The sequence below is a fragment of the Streptomyces sp. NPDC093795 genome, from assembly GCF_044764665.1.
Lineage (GTDB): Bacteria > Actinomycetota > Actinomycetes > Streptomycetales > Streptomycetaceae > Streptomyces.
Map to the genome: position 1 here is coordinate 119,950 of NZ_JBIWIO010000003.1, position 15,602 is coordinate 135,551.

The window sequence follows — 15,602 nt, forward strand, 5'->3', positions numbered from 1 at the left end:
CAGTGAACAATCGGGTGCACCCCACCGTAGTTCAGTTCATTGAACTCTGTCATCCAAAATATTGGACGGAATGTGTCGGACCTCGATCAGCTCACGCAGTCGCTCGCCCGGAACCTGAAGCGCTGGCGCAAGGAGCGGAGCCTCACCCTGGACGCCCTCGCCGCACGGGCGGGCGTCAGTCGCGGCATGATCATCCAGATCGAGCAGGCGCGGACCAACCCCAGCGTCGGCACCACCGTGAAGCTCGCCGACGCCCTCGGCGTCTCCATCACGACCCTCCTCGACTACGAGCAGGGCCCCCAGGTCCGGCTCGTCCCGCCCGACCAGGCCGTCCGCATGTGGTCCACCTCCACCGGCAGCCACACCACGCTCCTCGTCGGTACCGAGGCCCGCGGTCCCCTGGAGCTCTGGTCCTGGACCCTCATGCCGGGCGACGGCAGCGCCTCCGACCCGCACCCCGACGGCACGGTCGAGCTGCTGAACGTCACCTCCGGCGTCCTCACCCTCGTCGTCGACGGGGAGGAACACACCCTGCCGGCCGGCACCTCCGCCGTCTTCGAGGCCAACACGGCGCACGCCTACCGCAACGACGGCACCGAGCCCGCCGAGATGACCATGGCCGTCTCCATCCCGCCCGTACGCTGAGACGGGCGGCCGCCCGCCCGGCTCCGGTTGCTAGCGTGCGAGGCATGCGCGCACCCATCGGAGACTTCGACGACGCCACGCCCGCCCAGGACCGCCTCGACCTGCTGACCGGCCCCGTCGCCGCCGCGGTCCGCGCATGGACCGGGCCCGTACCGGCCGATCAACTGCTGTACGTGGACACCGACCCGGCCATCGCCGACACCGCCGTCTTCGTGGAACACCACGGACCCGAGCTGCTCGACCGGTCCGCCAACTGCGTGATCGTCGCGGGCAGGCGCGGCGACACGACGACCCTGGCCGCGTGCGTCGTGAAGTCGGCGGACCGGGTCGACGTCAACGGGGTCGTACGCAAGCATCTCGGCGCCCGCAAGGCCTCGTTCGCGCCGATGGACACCGCGACGGGCGAGACCGGCATGGAGTACGGCGGCATCACCCCCGTCGGCCTTCCCGACGCCTGGCCCCTCCTCGTGGACGCCGCCGTGGTGGACACCGAGTGGGTCCTGATCGGCAGCGGCCGCCGCCGCGGCAAGCTCATCCTGCCGGGCAAGGCCTTCGCCCAACTGCCGGGCGCCGTCGTCCTGGAGGGGCTGGGCGTCCCGGTCGGCTAGGGCGTGTCCGGCGGATCATGGCCGGGGTCGCGACGCCTGGCCCGCGGCCCCCGTCAGGTCAGGCGGGGGATCTCGATCGCGGGGCAGCGGTCCATGACCATGTCGAGGCCCGCCGCGCGGGTGCGGGCGAAGGCGGACTCGTCGATGACGTCCAGCTGGAACCAGACCGCCTTGGCGCCGATCGCGACGGCCTCGTCGGCGATCCCGCCGGCCTGCTCGCTGTTGACGAACACGTCGACGACGTCGACCGGGAAGGGGATGTCGGCGAGCGAGGCGTAGCCCTGCTCGCCGTGGACCGTCTCCGCCTTCGGGTGGACCGGGACGATCCGCTTCCCGAAGCGCTGGAGGACCGCCGCCACGCCGTACGCCGCCCGCCCCTGGTTCGAGGAGAGTCCCACCACCGCCCACGTGTCGCCGGTGGACGTGAGGATCCGCCGAACGGTCTCCGACGCGGAGTACTCGGTGGGTTCCGTGGTCGTGGTGTCGACGCTCATCGTTTCTGCTGCCCTTCCTCGGCGCGGCCTGTCTCCCCGGTCAACGAGCCGCCCCGGGCCGTGATTCCCCGGGGCAATGAATTGCCCCCCGTGCCGTGCTTCCCCCGTACCGGGTACGGACCTCAGGTCCCCGCTCCGTCATCGACCCGCACCTCCCGCTCACCGTCGGAGTGCCGGACCAGCGCCCGCTTCAGGACCTTGCCCGTCGGGCCCAGCGGCAGTTCGTCGACGAAACGCACGATCCGCGGGTACTTGTGGCGGCCGAGACGCTCCCGCGACCAGTCCACGAGTTCCTCGTCGGAGAGCGGCGCGGCGCCCTCCCGGCGTACCACCACCGCGCACACCTCCTCGCCCTTCGCCTCGTCGGGGACGCCGATCACCGCGACCTCCGAGACCGAGGGGTGGCGCACGAGCACCTCCTCGACCTCGCGCGGGTAGATGTTGAACCCGCCCCGGATGACCAGGTCCTTCTTCCGGTCGACGATCCGCAGGAAGCCGTCCTCGTCCCGTACGCCGAGGTCACCCGTCCGGAACCAGCCGTCCACGACCGCCGCGGCCGTCGCCTCCGGGTCGTCGAGGTACCCGGCGAAGACGTTGTGCCCGCGCACCACGACCTCCCCGGTCGCGCCGTCCGCGAGCAGCACGATCTCCCGGTCGACGGCCGCGTCCGCGACGCCGACCTCGACGCCCCAGACCGGGTGCCCGACCGTACCGGGCCTCCGGCCGATGTGCGGCTGGTTGAACGTCGCGACCGGCGAGGTCTCCGTCAGGCCGTAGCCCTCCAGGACCTGGGTGTCGAACGTCTCCTCGAAGCGCTCCAGGACGGCGACCGGAAGCGCCGCCCCGCCCGACACCGCGGCGCGCAGGGCCGCCGGACGTACCTCGGAACCGGCCGCCGCCTCCACCAGGGCGTGGTACATCGTCGGTACGCCCATGAAGACCGTGACGCCCTCGTCCGCGAGCACCCGCAGGGCCGCCGGGCCGCTGAACCGGGGCATCAGGACGAGCGTCGCGCCCTGCCGGAGGGTCCCGTTCATCGCGCAGGTCTGGCCGTAGCTGTGGAACAGCGGCAGACAGCCGAGGACCACGTCACCGGCGCCGAGCCCGAGCAGGTCCTGCGAGGTCACCGAGGCGTTCATGATGATGTTGAGGTGGGTGAGCAGCGCGCCCTTGGGACGGCCCGTCGTCCCGCTCGTGTACAGGATCACGGCGATGTCCGACGGCTCGGCCGGCTCCGGCGCGGCCAGCGGCTCCGCCGCGCTGGGCGCCCCCGGGAACGCGCGCGCCCCGGCCGCCCGCGCCGCCTCGTCGGCGACCGCCCACAGCGGCCCGCCGCTCACGATGCCGACCGCGCCGCTGTGCTCCAGGACGTACCGCACCTCGTCGGCGACGAGCAGCGCGTGCACCGGGACGACCGTCGCACCGGCGGCGAGCGCGCCGTAGTACACGCGGAGGAACTCGATCGTGTTCGGCAGCAGGACGGCCAGCCGGTCTCCCGGCTTCACCCCGGCCTCGCGGAGCCCGGCGGCGCACCGCAGGGCCTCCGTCCACAGCTCCCCGTAGGTGAGCCGGGTCGCGCCCTCGACGACGGCGATCCGGTCGGGGAAATGGCGGGCGGACTCGCCAAGCACGCCGGCGACGCTCAGTGACATGACACGCTCCAGGGACGCGGAGTCAACAGCTCTGTTGACGATCGGTGACACGGCCCAGAATCCGTCGGCGCACCGCCCGCAGGCCATGTGCAATCGCCCATCATGCGGCGCGCCCGACTGGGCAGCGGCCCCGCCGGCCCGCGCGAGCCGTGGCATTCGCCAAATCCGGGCGCTACGGTGCCAGCCATGACGCACAGCTCGGCCGCACCCCGCGAGCCCACGGGGGCGCGCCCCGGCGCGAACCGCACCACCACGAGTGGCACCGGCACACACCGCACCCCCCTGAGCGGCTCCGGCGGCTCCGGCGGAAACCGCACCCCCCTGAGCGGCTCCGGCGGTTCCGGCGGAGCCCACACCCCCCTGAGCGGCTCCGGCGCGCTCCGCCGTTCCCTCGCCACGGCGATGCTCGCCGACGTCGACCGGCTCACCGACCGCGCCGTCGACGACATCCGCGCCCACTCCGGTACGTACGCCTCCGACGCCCCCGTCACCCGCGAGGACCTCTGGGAGATCTGCCGCGACAACCTGCTGCGGGCCCTGGAGGACTTCGGCGGGCTCACCGCGACCGGCGGGGACTTCGAGTGGGCGGCCCGCGAGACCGGCCGCCGCCGTGCCGAACAGGGCGTGCCGCTCGACACCGTGCTCCAGGCCTACCGGCGCGGCGGCCGCGTGCTCTGGCAGGTCATGGCCGAACACCTCAGGGTCAGGGCCGGGCGGGACTCCGACAGCCGGGACGTCGAGCTCGACATGGCGAGCGGTGTCTGGGAGACCATCGACCGCTACTCGGTCGCGATGGCCGACGCGTACCGGATCGCCCAGCTGGAACTCCAGAGCCGCCAGGACACCCGGCGCGTCGCCCTCTTCGAGGCGCTGCTCGACGGCCGCGCCGACGACCCGGCCGTCGCCTCGGCCGCCGCGGCCGCGCTCGGAGTCCCCGCGGTCGACCGGTACGTCGTCGTGGTCGCCGCCCAGGACCCGGCCGCGCCGCCGCACCCCTCGCCCGTCCTGGAGGCCCAGGGCATGTGGTCCTTCTGGCGGCCCCGCTCCGGCCGGTACGCGGGCATCGTCCGCCTGCCCCGCCGCGACGCCCCCGCCGGCAGAACCGCGGCGGCAGGCCCGGGGGCCGACCCCGCCACGCGCGCGCTCCTCGCCGCCCTGCGGGAACGGACCGGGGCCACCGCGGGGGTCTCCCCGGAGTTCGAGCGCCTCTCCCAGGCGGGCCGCGCCCTGCGACTCGCCGAGCAGACCCTCCGTACCCTCCCGGCGGGCAGCGGCGAGATCGCCGTCTTCGACGACCGGCTCGCCCAGGTGCTGCTCAGCGGGCGCGCCGACATCGCCGAGCGGATCGTCACCGTCCACCTCGGGCCCGTGCTCGCCACCGGCGGCGAGAGGACCGCGCTCCTCTCCACGCTCCGGGCCTGGCTCGACCACGGCTGCTCCGCCTCCCGGGCCGCGGACCAGCTCTACTGCCACCGCAATACCGTCCTCAACCGCATCGGCCGCGTCGCCGAGCTCACCGGCCGCTCCAGCGAGTCCGGCGAGGCCCGCCTCGGCTGGGCCCTGGCCCTGCGCGCCCTCCCGTACGCCGGCCTCGCGACCGCCCCCGAACCGGCCGCGGGGGAGCGCGTGCCCGACGGGCCGTAGCTCGCCCCGACCGGCCGCCCGAGAGCGCGACGCCGCCGGAACGTAGGCTGGCCGGATGCAGGAGCAGTACCGCACGGTGGCCCACGAGGGTGTGCACGAGACCGAGATCAACCGCTCGCGCTTCCTCTGCGCGCTCGCGCCCGTCGCCGACGAGCGGGAGGCGCAGGAGTTCGTCGCACGCATCCGCAAGGAGCACCCGACCGCCAGCCACAACTGCTTCGCGTACGTCATCGGCGCCGACGCCTCCGTCCAGAAGGCGAGCGACGACGGCGAGCCCGGCGGCACGGCGGGCGTCCCCATGCTCCAGATGCTCCTGCGCCGCGAGATGCGGTACGTCGTCGCCGTCGTCACCCGCTACTACGGCGGCGTGAAGCTCGGCGCGGGCGGTCTGATCCGCGCGTACGGCGGCGTGGTCGGGGAGGCGCTGGACGCGCTCGGCACGGTGACCCGGCAGCGTTTCCGGCTCGCGACCGTCACCGTCGACCACCAGCGGGCGGGCAAGCTGGAGAACGACCTGCGGGCGACCGGGCGGGCCGTCCGCGACGTGCAGTACGCCGACGCCGTCACCATCGAGATCGGCCTCCCGGACAGTGACGTCCCCGCCTTCCGCGCCTGGCTCGCCGACGCCACGGCGGGCACGGCCTCGTTCGAACCGGGCGGCGAGGCGTACGGCACCCTGTGAGGCGTACGGCACCGTGTGAGGAGGCGTACGGCACCGTGTGAGGCGTGAGGGTGTCAGGCCCGAGGCGCGCGCGGGCCCCCCGCCGGGTTGCGCGAGCGGCCCCGACCACACCCCCCGGCGGGATAGCGTGGAGGCCGCACACGACGGGAACCAGCGGCGAGGAGCGGCGCACATGCGGGGTGGGACGGCATCGTGAGGCTCCTGCACACCTCGGACTGGCACCTCGGCCGGTCCTTCCACCGCGTCGGCCTCCTCGGCGCCCAGGCCGCCTTCCTCGACCACCTCGTCGCGACCGTCCACGAGCACCGGGTCGACGCCGTCCTCGTCGCCGGTGACGTCTACGACCGTGCCGTGCCCCCGCTGCCCGCCGTCGAGCTGTTCGACACCGCGCTGCACCGCCTCGCCGAGGCCGGCGTGCCCACCGTCATGATCTCCGGCAACCACGACTCGGCCCGCCGCCTCGGCGTCGGCGCCGGACTCATCCAGCGGGCCGGCATCCATCTCCGTACCGACCCCGCCGGCATCGGCACCCCCGTCGTCCTCACCGACGCCCACGGCGAGATCGCCCTCTACGGCCTGCCGTACCTCGAACCCGCCCTCGTCAGGGACCAGCTCGGCGCCGAGAAGGCCGGTCACGAGGCCGTGCTCGCCGCCGCCATGGACCGGGTCCGCGCCGACCTCGCCGGCCGGCCCGCCGGAACCCGCTCCGTCGTCCTCGCCCACGCCTTCGTCGCCGGCGGCGCGCCCAGCGACAGCGAGCGGGACATCACCGTCGGCGGCGTCGCCGCCGTCCCCACCGGGGTCTTCGACGGCGTCGACTACGTCGCCCTCGGCCACCTCCACGGCAGCCAGACCCTCACCCCGCGCGTGCGCTACTCCGGCTCCCCCCTCGCGTACTCCTTCTCCGAGGCCGACCACCGCAAGACGATGTGGCTGATCGACCTGGGCCCCGGCGGCCCCGACGGCGCCGTCATCGCCGCCGAACGGCTCGACTGCCCCGTGCCCCGCCCCCTCGCCCGGATCAGGGGCCGGCTCGACGACCTCCTCGACGACCCCGCGCTCGCGCGCCACGAGCAGTCCTGGGTCGAGGCCACGCTCACCGACCCTGTACGCCCCGCCGAACCGATGGCCCGGCTCACCGCGCGCTTCCCGCACACCCTGAACCTGGTCTTCGACCCCGACCGGACCGGCGACGACCCCGCCGCCTCCTACGCCCAGCGGCTCCGGGACCGCACGGACCAGCAGATCGCGGAGGACTTCGTGGCCCACGTACGCGGCGGCGCGGCCCTCGACGGGGCCGAGCGGACGGTCCTGTACGGCGCCTTCGACGACGTACGGGTCGACACGGCCGAGCGTGAGGTGGGCCGATGAGGCTGCACCGCCTGGAGATCACCGCGTTCGGCCCCTTCGGCGGCACGCAGACCGTCGACTTCGACACCCTGTCCTCCGCCGGGCTCTTCCTCCTCCACGGACCGACCGGCGCCGGGAAGACGTCCGTCCTCGACGCCGTCTGCTTCGCCCTGTACGGGAGCCTGCCCGGCGTCCGCCAGAACCCCGGCACCTCCCTGCGCAGCGACCACGCCGCCGTCGGCACGTCCACGGAGGTCGTCCTCGAACTGACCGTGGGGGAGCGGCGCCTGGAGATCACCCGGCGCCCCGCCCAGCAGCGCCCCAAGAAGCGCGGCGAGGGCTTCACCACCGAGAAGGCCCAGACCTGGCTGCGGGAGTACGACCCCGCCGCCGGCACCTGGGCCGGTCTCAGCCGCTCCCACCAGGAGATAGGGGAGGAGGTCACCCAGCTCGTCGGCATGAGCCGCGAGCAGTTCTGCCAGGTCGTCCTCCTCCCGCAGGGCGACTTCGCCCGCTTCTTGCGCGCCGACGCCGAGGCCCGCGGCAGGCTCCTCGGCCGCCTCTTCGACACCCGCCGCTTCGCCGCCGTCGAGGAGCGCCTCGCCGACCTCCGGCGCGCCGCGCAGCAGCAGGTCGAGGAGGGGGACGAGCGGCTCCTCGCCCTCGCCCACCGCATGGGCCAGGCGGCAGGCGGCCTCGCCGTCGCCCGTACCTCCGTCGAAGGCCGCCCCGGCGACCCCGGGCTCGCCGAGGCGGTCCTCACCTGGGCCGCCGTCGCCCGCACCGAGGCCCGCGAGGCCCTCGACATCGCGGGCGTACGGCTCGCCGCCGCCGAGGCCGGGCAGGGCGCCGCGCGCGCCGCCCTCGACGCCGAGAACGACCTGGCCGCCCGCCAGGCCCGGCACGCCGACGCGCTCCTCCGGCAGGAGCGGCTCACCGCCCGCGCCCCCGAGCGCGACCGGCTCCAGGCTGCCCTCGGCCGCAGCCTCAAGGCGGACCGGGTGGCGCCCGCCCTCGGACTGCGCCAGGACGCCGAGCGCGAGCACGCCACCGCGCACATTGCCCGGGAACGCTCCCGTGCCCAGCTGCCCCCCGACCTCGCCGACGCCGGGGCCGACCACCTCTCCGCGCTCGAACACCGGCTCCGTGAGGAACTCGGCGGCCTGGAGGCCGCCCGCCGCGCCGAGCGCCGCGCCGCCATGATCGCCGAGGAGCACACCGCCCTCGCCCGCGAGGCGCGCGCCGACGACGATGTCCTGCGGGATGCGGCCGACTGGCTCGCCGACTGGGAACCCCGGCGGGCCGCGCTCACCGAACGCGTCGAGGCCGCACGGGACGCCGCCGCCCGTGCCGAACACCTCGCGGGCCGCTTGGAACCCGCCCGCCGCCGACTCGCGGCGGCCCGCCGCCGCGACGCCCTCGCCGAGGACACCCGGACCGCCGAGACCCGCCTCGCGGACGCCCGCGAGCGCCGGAACACCGCCCACGAGAGCTGGCTCGACGTCAAGTCCCGCCGCCTGGAGGGCATCGCGGCGGAACTCGCCGTCACCCTCGCCGACGGCGACCCCTGCCAGGTCTGCGGCTCCACCGCCCACCCGGCTCCCGCCCGCACCACCGCCGACCACGTCGACCGCGCCACCGAGGACGCCGCCTACGCGGCCTACACCGGCGCCGAGGAGACCCGTACGGCCGCCGAACGCGATCTGGCCGTCACCCGCGAGTCCTGGTCCACGGCCCGCACGGAGGCCCTCGCGGGCGCCGCACCTTCCGACGCGACCGACCCCACCGTCCGTGAACTCGCCCACGAGGTGGAGGAGTTGACGCTTCTGCACGCCGAGGCCCACGCGCTCGCCGGACAGAGCCACAGCGCGCGGGAGGCGCTCGCGCGGGCCGAGCGGGAGTACGAGGAGCGGGTCGGCGCGCAGCGGGAGGCCGAGCGGCGGGTCGCCGCCAGGACCTCGCGGCGCGAGGCCCTGGAACGGGAACAGGCCGCGCTCGACGAGGAACTCGCCCTGGGGCGTGGGGCGTTCGCCACCGTGGCCGAGCACGCCACCCGCCTGGAGCGGCGGATCGCCCTCCTGGTCGACGCCACCGGAGCCGTACGCACCGCCGAACTCGCCGCCCAGCGCCTCAAGGAGGCCGACGACCGGCTCGCCGACGCCGCCTACCGCGCGGGCTTCGCCACCCCGGCCGAGGCCGCCGCCGCGCTCCTCCGCGAGAGCGAGCGCCGGGACCACCAGCACCGCGTGGACGCCTGGCAGGCCGAGGCAGCCGCCGTCGCGGACCGGCTCGCCGAGCCCGGCACCGCGGCCGCCGCGGCCCTCCCGCCCGCCGACCCCGCTGCCGCCGGGGCCGCCCACACGGCGGCCGAACGCGCACTCCGCGAGGCGTCCTCCGTCCTGGCCGCCGCCCGCGAGCGGGTGACGGACCTCGCCGGCCTGTCCCGCCAGGCGGCGACCGAGGTGCGCCGCCTCGGGCCGCTCCGCGAGGAGTACGACCGCGTCGCCCGTCTCGCGGGCCTCACCGCCGGCACCTCGGCCGAGAACGAGCGCCGGATGCGCCTGGAGTCGTACGTCCTCGCGGCCCGCCTCGAACAGGTCGCCGCCGCCGCGACCGCCCGCCTCCAGAGGATGTCCTCCGGCCGCTACACCCTCGTCCACTCCGACGCCCGCTCCGGCGGCAAGCGGGCCGGACTCGGGCTGCACGTCGTCGACGCCTGGACCGGCAACGAGCGCGACACCGCCACGCTCTCCGGTGGCGAGACCTTCTTCGCCTCGCTCGCCCTGGCGCTCGGCCTCGCCGACGTCGTCACGGACGAGGCGGGCGGCGTACGGCTCGACACCCTCTTCATCGACGAGGGCTTCGGCAGCCTCGACGAACAGACCCTCGACGAGGTCCTCGACGTCCTCGACTCGCTGCGCGAGCGGGACCGCAGCGTCGGCATCGTCAGCCACGTCGGCGATCTGCGCCGTCGGATCCCGGCCCAGCTGGAGGTCGTCAAGGCACGGCAGGGCTCCGCGGTCCGGCTGCGCACCGGGGGCGACGCGCTCAGCGGCTGAGTGAACGCCGGGGCAGCGGCGAGGAGTAGACGATGCTGGTGGTCACCGCGCCGAGCGTGGAGATCTTCCCGGTGGTCTCCTCCAGGTGCTTCATCGAGCGGGCGGCGACCTTGAGGACGAAGCAGTCGTCGCCGGTGGCGTGGTGCGCCTCCAGGACCTCCGGCGTGGTGCCGAGCAGGTCGTGGAACGGCTTGTAGTTGCCGTGCGGGTAGCGCAGCCGTACGAAGGCGAGGATGGGAAGGCCGAGCCGGTCCTGGTCGACGATCGCCGTGTACCCGGTGATCACCCCCGCCTCCTCCAGGCGCCGTACCCGCTCGGTCACCGCGGACGGTGACATCGACACCGTACGGGCGAGCTCGGCGAAGCTGGCGCGGCCCTCGGACTGGAGGGCTTCGAGGATGCGCCAGTCGGTGGCGTCGGGGGTGTAGTCGGTGGTCATGGACGAGGAATAGCAGGGGAATCCCCGGCCGATCAAGTGATCGGCCGGGGAAACCAGGTGGTCACCGTCTACAGGCGCGAGAGTTCCTCGACCAGGTCGTCGAGGCCCAGCGGCCCCTGCGAGAGGGCCGCCATGTGCCAGGCCTTCGCGTCGAACGCGTCACCGCGCGCCGCCCGCGCGTTGGCGCGGCCGAGCAGCCAGGCACGCTCGCCCAGCTTGTACCCGATGGCCTGCCCCGGCATCGACAGGTAGCGGGTCATCTCGCTCTCCACGAACGACGGCGGCCGGCTGCTGTGCCGCTGGAAGAACTCCTGGGCGAGCTCCGGGGTCCACCGCTCGCCCGGGTGGAACGGTGAGTCCGCCGGGATCTCCAGGCCCAGGTGCATGCCGATGTCCACGATGACCCGACACGCGCGCATCATCTGGCCGTCCAGGTAGCCGAGCCGCCGCTCCGCGTCGGGCAGGAAGCCGAGCTCGTCCATCAGGCGCTCCGCGTACAGGGCCCAGCCCTCCATGTTGGCGCTGACCTTGCCGATGGTCGCCTGGTAGCGGGAGAGCCGGTCGGCGACGTGCACCCACTGCGCGATCTGGAGGTGATGGCCGGGGACGCCCTCGTGGTACCAGGTCGACACCAGGTCGTACACCGGGAAGCGGGCCGTGCCGTCCACCGGCAGCCAGGTGCGGCCGGGGCGCGAGAAGTCCTCGGACGGGCCGGTGTAGTACGGCGCGGCGGCGCCGCCCGGCGGGGCGATGCGGGACTCCACGCGGCGGACCGGGTCGGCCAGTTCGAAGTGGGTGCCGTCGAGGGCCTCGATGGCCTCGTCCATGAGCTGCTGCAGCCAGCCCCTGACCTCCTCGACCCCCTCGATGTGCGTGCCGTGCTCGTCGAGGTGGGCGAGCGCCTCCCAGGGGTCGGCGCCCGGCAGGATCCGTTCGGCCTCGGTCCGCATCTCGCCGAGCAGCCGGTGGTACTCGGTCCAGCCGTACGCGTACGCCTGGTCGAGGTCCAGGTCGGTGCCGTTGAAGTAGCGGGTCCAGCGCTGGTACCGCTCGCGGCCCACCGTGTCGGGGGCGTCCGCGACGGCCGGGGCGTACACGTCCCGCATCCAGTCCCGCAGTGCCGTGACGGATTCGGTCGCGCTCCGCCCGGCCCGCGCGAGTTCGGCGCGCAGTTCCCCGGGCAGGGTGTCGGGCCGCGCGGCGGCGAACTCCTCGAACCAGCCCGGCCTTCCGCTCTCCGTGCCGGACCACTCGGTGAGCTGGTCGACGAAGGTGGCGGTGGGCCGTGGCCCGCCGAACAGCTTGCGTTCCAGACCGAGCGCGAGCGAGGAACGGTACCCCTCGAGGGCCGCCGGGACCGCGCGCAGCCGGGACGCGACCGCCGTCCAGTCCTCCTCGGTCTCCGTCGCCATCACGGTGAAGGCGATCCGGACGCTGTGCGCGGGCGAGCGCATGTTGCTGACCGCGCACAGGCCCTCCTCGGCCTCGTGCATGGCGAGTTCCGCCGTCAGACGCTCCCGCAGCAGCCGGGCGCACCGCCGCTCCGCCTCGCTGTCCGCGCCCGGCGCGCGCTCGGCCTCGTCGAGCCGGGCGAGCGTCCGGCGGGCGAGGTCGGCCACCGCCCGCTGACCGGCGGGCGAGAAGTCGGGCAGCAGTCCGGCGCTCTCCTTGACTCCCAGGTACGTACCGGTGATCGGGTCGAGGGCGATGAGTGCGTCGACGTGGTCGTCGGCGACCTGGCGGGGCAGCGTGCTGCTGGAAGTCTCTGGCATGGGGGCCATCCTGGCCTCTCCCGCACGCCCCGTCACCCACGTCCGGCCCTAGTCGGCTGACAAGGAAGGGCCCGCCGAGGGCGGCAGGAGCGGACCGCACTCCCACTCCTGGAAGATCAACCGGGTCTCGACGCGGGCCACCTCGCGGCGTGAGGTGAACTCGTCGAGCACGAGTCGTTGCAGGTCGGAGGGGTCCGCGACGGCCACGTGCACCAGGTAGTCGTCGGGGCCCGTCAGATGGAACAGCGCACGGGACTCCGGCAGGGCCCGGATCCGGTCGACGAACGGACCGATCAGTTCCCGCCGGTGCGGGCGGACCTGCACGAGAAGGAGCGCTTCGAGCCCACGGCCGAGTTTGGCCGGATCTAGTCGTAGCTGATGTCCGAGGATCACGCCTGTGCGACGGAGCCGCGCCACCCGGTCCAGGCAGGTGGAGGGCGCCACCCCGACCTCGGCGGCGAGTTCACGGTAGGTGGTCCGGGCGTCGTTCTGCAGAAGGCGAAGAATGTGCAGATCGACCGCGTCCAGTACGACAGAATCGGCCATCGGTCGAACGTAGCACGGCGTTTTCCCCCTACTTCCCGGTATCCGTTCACAGTGCCGCCATGGACGCCATGGACTACGGCCTCTCGGCCACCCCGAGGGCCCTCGCCACCGAAGCCGTGCACGCCGGCCGCGACGACCTCGCCTCGCTCGGTCTGCACGCCCCGCCGATCGACCTGTCCACCACCTACCCCTCGTACGACGCGCGGGCCGAGGCCGCGCGGATCGACGAGTTCGCCACCACCGGCGCCCGGCTCGACGGGCCGCCCGTCTACGCCCGGCTCGACAACCCCACCGTGGCCCGCTTCGAGGAGGCCCTCGCCCGCCTTGAGGGGACCGAGTCGGCCGTCGCCTTCGCCAGCGGCATGGCGGCCCTCACCGCCGTGCTCCTCGCCCGGGCGAGCCAGGGCCTGCGGCACGTCGTGGCGGTCCGTCCGCTGTACGGCTGCAGCGACCACCTCCTCGACGCGGGACTGCTCGGCACCGAAGTGACATGGACCGATCCCGCGAGCGTAGCGGCGGCGATCCGGCCCGACACCGGCCTGGTCATGGTGGAGTCACCCGCCAACCCGACCCTCGCCGAGGCGGACATCCGCGCCCTCGCGCACTCCTGCGGCTCCGTGCCGCTCCTGGTCGACAACACCTTCGCCACGCCGGTGCTCCAGCGGCCCGTCGAGCAGGGCGCGCGCCTCGTCCTGCACAGCGCCACCAAGTACCTGGGCGGGCACGGCGACGTCATGGGCGGAATCGTCGCCTGCGACGAGGAGTTCGCCCGTACCCTCCGCCAGGTGCGCTTCGCCACCGGCGGCGTGCTGCACCCGCTCGCCGGCTATCTGCTGCTGCGCGGTCTCTCCACCCTGCCGGTACGGGTACGGGCGGCGTCCGCGACGGCCGCGGAGCTCGTACGGAGGCTGGCCACCGATCCCCGGATCGCCCGGGTCCACTACCCGCGGATCGGCGGCGCGATGATCGCCTTCGAGGTGTACGGCGACCCGCACGACGTGATCGCGGGCGTCCGGCTCATCACCCCCGCCGTCAGCCTCGGCAGCGTCGACACCCTCATCCAGCACCCGGCCTCCATCAGCCACCGGATCGTGGCCGAGGGAGACCGGCGCTCGGCGGGCGTCAGCGACCGGCTGCTGAGGATGTCGGTCGGCCTCGAGGACGTCGAGGACCTGTGGCGGGACCTGACCGAGGCGCTCAGCGCTCCGCGCGCCGAGGCCCCTCCGACCGCTGCTCCTGCTGCGGTTCCTGCTTCTGCGGGCGGCCGGCCGGTCGCGGTGCCGCGGCCAGTCGGGCCGTGATCACCAGGGTGCCCTCCTCGATCTGGTAGTCGAGGGGCAGGTTCAGCGCCCGCATCGCGGCCACCATCCCCGTGTTGGACGACTGGGTCACCGCGTAGACGCTGGCGCAGCCGGCCTCCTCGGCCAACGCCACCAGTCGGCCGAGGAGCTCGGAGCCGATGCCGCGCCGCTGCCAGTCGTCCTCGACCATCAGCGCGACCTCGGTCTCGTCGCCGTCCCAGAGCAGATGCCCGAGGGCGACGAGCCGGCCGGAGGTCGTCTGCACGGCGAGGGTGCGCCCGAAGCGGGGGCTGAGCAGATGGTCGAGGTAGCGGTCGGCGTCGCCGACCGGGCCGTGGTAGCGCAGACCGAGGGTGCGGGCCGAGCAGCGGTCGTGCATGGCTCGCGCGGCGGACAGGTCGCGCTGGTCGGCGCGGCGGACGGTGATCTCGTTGCCCTCGGGCAGGGTCAGTACGTCCTGGCTGCGCGGGACGCGCGGGCCGAGCCGGGCGTCGAGCTCGACCAGGGCGCGGGCCCGGGCGAACTCGGTCGGGGTGAAGGGGAGATAGGGCCTCTCCACGATGAGCGTGCCGCCGTGCGGGTCGCGCAGCCGCATCACCGTCTCCTCCAGGACGCCTTCGACCGGGGCGTGTTCGCCGGTGGGGCGGCCGGTGAGCGAGACGGCGGGCACGGAGTGGAGGGTGCAGCGGCCGAGGAGCTGGCGCAGCGCGAGCGGCAGTTCCGCCGCGTCGAGCGCGGTGCGGGTGGCGAGGCCGAGGACCCGGGTGGGGGTGTCCACCAGGTCATGGGCGTCGGCCCGCTCGGTCCAGGTGTCCCGGCCGCCCGCCGCGGCGGTCTCGCGGCTGAGGGCATGGGCGGAGAGGTCGGCGGGGGCGCGCAGCAGGAACTCGTCGACCGTGCCGTCGGCGAGCGGATGCGTCTGGAGGGTGAGGATGTCCACGCCCAACCGGGCGAGGACCGTGCACAGGGCGGCGAGGCTGCCCGGGGTGTCCGCGACGGTGGTACGCATCCGCCACAGCGCGGTCTCGACGGGCACCTCCTCCGCGTGCTCCTCCGCCCGGTGCGCCCCCGTCTCCGCCGTCCTCGCCGCGTGGGCCGTCGCGGCCGGGCGGGCCGCGGGGGAGTGCCCGCCGGTGGGACCGGCGGGCGGGGCATGGCTCGCATGGCTGTGCCTCCGTGCCCACCAGGTGTGGAAGCCGGCGGTGGCGACCAGCGCGATCGCCGAGAACACCAGCAGGTAGTGGCCGTCGGGGCCCTTGGCGATGGTCTTGGCGATCGTGTCGGCCACCACCACGGCGGTGAACAGGGCGGCGAGTTCGATCAGGTCGTGCCGCCAGTGGTGGGGGCGGCGGGCGCTCTTCGAAGACGTCACATCGGTCATGACCTCACTGTGACCCAGTGGTGTTGCGT

General features: G+C 74.3%; 13 protein-coding genes. 7 read left to right on the forward strand and 6 right to left on the reverse strand.

The genetic code is table 11. The features are described from left to right. Positions 1-72: 72 nt before the first annotated feature. Both ACIRB7_RS09375 and ACIRB7_RS09380 read left to right on the forward strand, forming a co-directional pair. Positions 73-645 (forward strand): XRE family transcriptional regulator, encoded by a 573-nt coding sequence (locus tag ACIRB7_RS09375; protein WP_351217915.1) that lies wholly within the window; start codon positions 73-75, stop codon positions 643-645. Positions 646-689: 44 nt separating this feature from the next. Beyond that, on the forward strand, positions 690-1,253 hold the full coding sequence (locus tag ACIRB7_RS09380) for a YbaK/EbsC family protein (RefSeq protein WP_403594720.1): 564 nt from the start codon (positions 690-692) through the stop codon (positions 1,251-1,253). A gap of 53 nt (positions 1,254-1,306) precedes the next feature. Here the strand turns inward: ACIRB7_RS09380 and ACIRB7_RS09385 are convergent, their stop codons facing one another. Together ACIRB7_RS09385 and ACIRB7_RS09390 are read right to left on the reverse strand one after the other, a co-directional pair. Further along, complete coding sequence (locus ACIRB7_RS09385) at positions 1,307-1,747, reverse strand: CoA-binding protein (protein WP_403594723.1); 441 nt, start codon at positions 1,745-1,747, stop codon at positions 1,307-1,309. Between the two features lie 122 nt (positions 1,748-1,869). After that, positions 1,870-3,399 (reverse strand): long-chain fatty acid--CoA ligase, encoded by a 1,530-nt coding sequence (locus ACIRB7_RS09390; RefSeq protein ID WP_403594726.1) that lies wholly within the window; start codon positions 3,397-3,399, stop codon positions 1,870-1,872. A 186-nt stretch (positions 3,400-3,585) separates the two neighbouring features. Here ACIRB7_RS09390 and ACIRB7_RS09395 point away from each other — a divergent pair, with 186 nt between their 5' ends. From ACIRB7_RS09395 to ACIRB7_RS09410, 4 genes are all read left to right on the forward strand, one after another. Then, entirely contained in the window at positions 3,586-5,043 is a 1,458-nt protein-coding gene (locus ACIRB7_RS09395) for a PucR family transcriptional regulator (protein WP_403594730.1), read from the forward strand. A 55-nt stretch (positions 5,044-5,098) separates the two neighbouring features. Continuing rightward, complete coding sequence (locus ACIRB7_RS09400; RefSeq protein WP_403594733.1) at positions 5,099-5,725, forward strand: YigZ family protein; 627 nt, start codon at positions 5,099-5,101, stop codon at positions 5,723-5,725. Positions 5,726-5,917: 192 nt separating this feature from the next. After that, positions 5,918-7,096 (forward strand): exonuclease SbcCD subunit D, encoded by a 1,179-nt coding sequence (locus ACIRB7_RS09405; protein WP_403594736.1) that lies wholly within the window; start codon positions 5,918-5,920, stop codon positions 7,094-7,096. Next, positions 7,093-10,134 (forward strand): AAA family ATPase, encoded by a 3,042-nt coding sequence (locus ACIRB7_RS09410; RefSeq protein ID WP_403594739.1) that lies wholly within the window; start codon positions 7,093-7,095, stop codon positions 10,132-10,134. The genes ACIRB7_RS09405 and ACIRB7_RS09410 overlap by 4 nt, the downstream gene beginning before the upstream one ends. On the opposite strand, the gene ACIRB7_RS09415 is transcribed toward ACIRB7_RS09410, so the two are convergent. From ACIRB7_RS09415 to ACIRB7_RS09425, 3 genes are all read right to left on the reverse strand, one after another. Further along, positions 10,124-10,573 (reverse strand): Lrp/AsnC family transcriptional regulator, encoded by a 450-nt coding sequence (locus ACIRB7_RS09415; protein WP_403594742.1) that lies wholly within the window; start codon positions 10,571-10,573, stop codon positions 10,124-10,126. The two genes, ACIRB7_RS09410 and ACIRB7_RS09415, sit on opposite strands and share 11 nt — an antisense overlap. 68 nt (positions 10,574-10,641) lie before the next feature. After that, a complete protein-coding gene (locus ACIRB7_RS09420; RefSeq protein ID WP_403594745.1) occupies positions 10,642-12,345 on the reverse strand; it encodes a DUF885 domain-containing protein in 1,704 nt (567 codons plus the stop codon). A 48-nt stretch (positions 12,346-12,393) separates the two neighbouring features. Further along, positions 12,394-12,891 carry an Lrp/AsnC family transcriptional regulator gene (locus tag ACIRB7_RS09425; RefSeq protein ID WP_030209403.1) on the reverse strand — a complete coding sequence of 166 codons (498 nt, stop codon included), beginning with the start codon at positions 12,889-12,891 and terminating at the stop codon, positions 12,394-12,396. 59 nt (positions 12,892-12,950) lie between these two features. On the opposite strand from ACIRB7_RS09425, the gene ACIRB7_RS09430 reads away from it, so the two are divergent. Beyond that, entirely contained in the window at positions 12,951-14,192 is a 1,242-nt protein-coding gene (locus ACIRB7_RS09430) for a trans-sulfuration enzyme family protein (protein WP_403594748.1), read from the forward strand. On the opposite strand, the gene ACIRB7_RS09435 is transcribed toward ACIRB7_RS09430, so the two are convergent. Then, entirely contained in the window at positions 14,089-15,573 is a 1,485-nt protein-coding gene (locus ACIRB7_RS09435) for a GNAT family N-acetyltransferase (protein ID WP_403594751.1), read from the reverse strand. The genes ACIRB7_RS09430 and ACIRB7_RS09435 overlap by 104 nt on opposite strands. Positions 15,574-15,602: the final 29 nt, after the last annotated feature.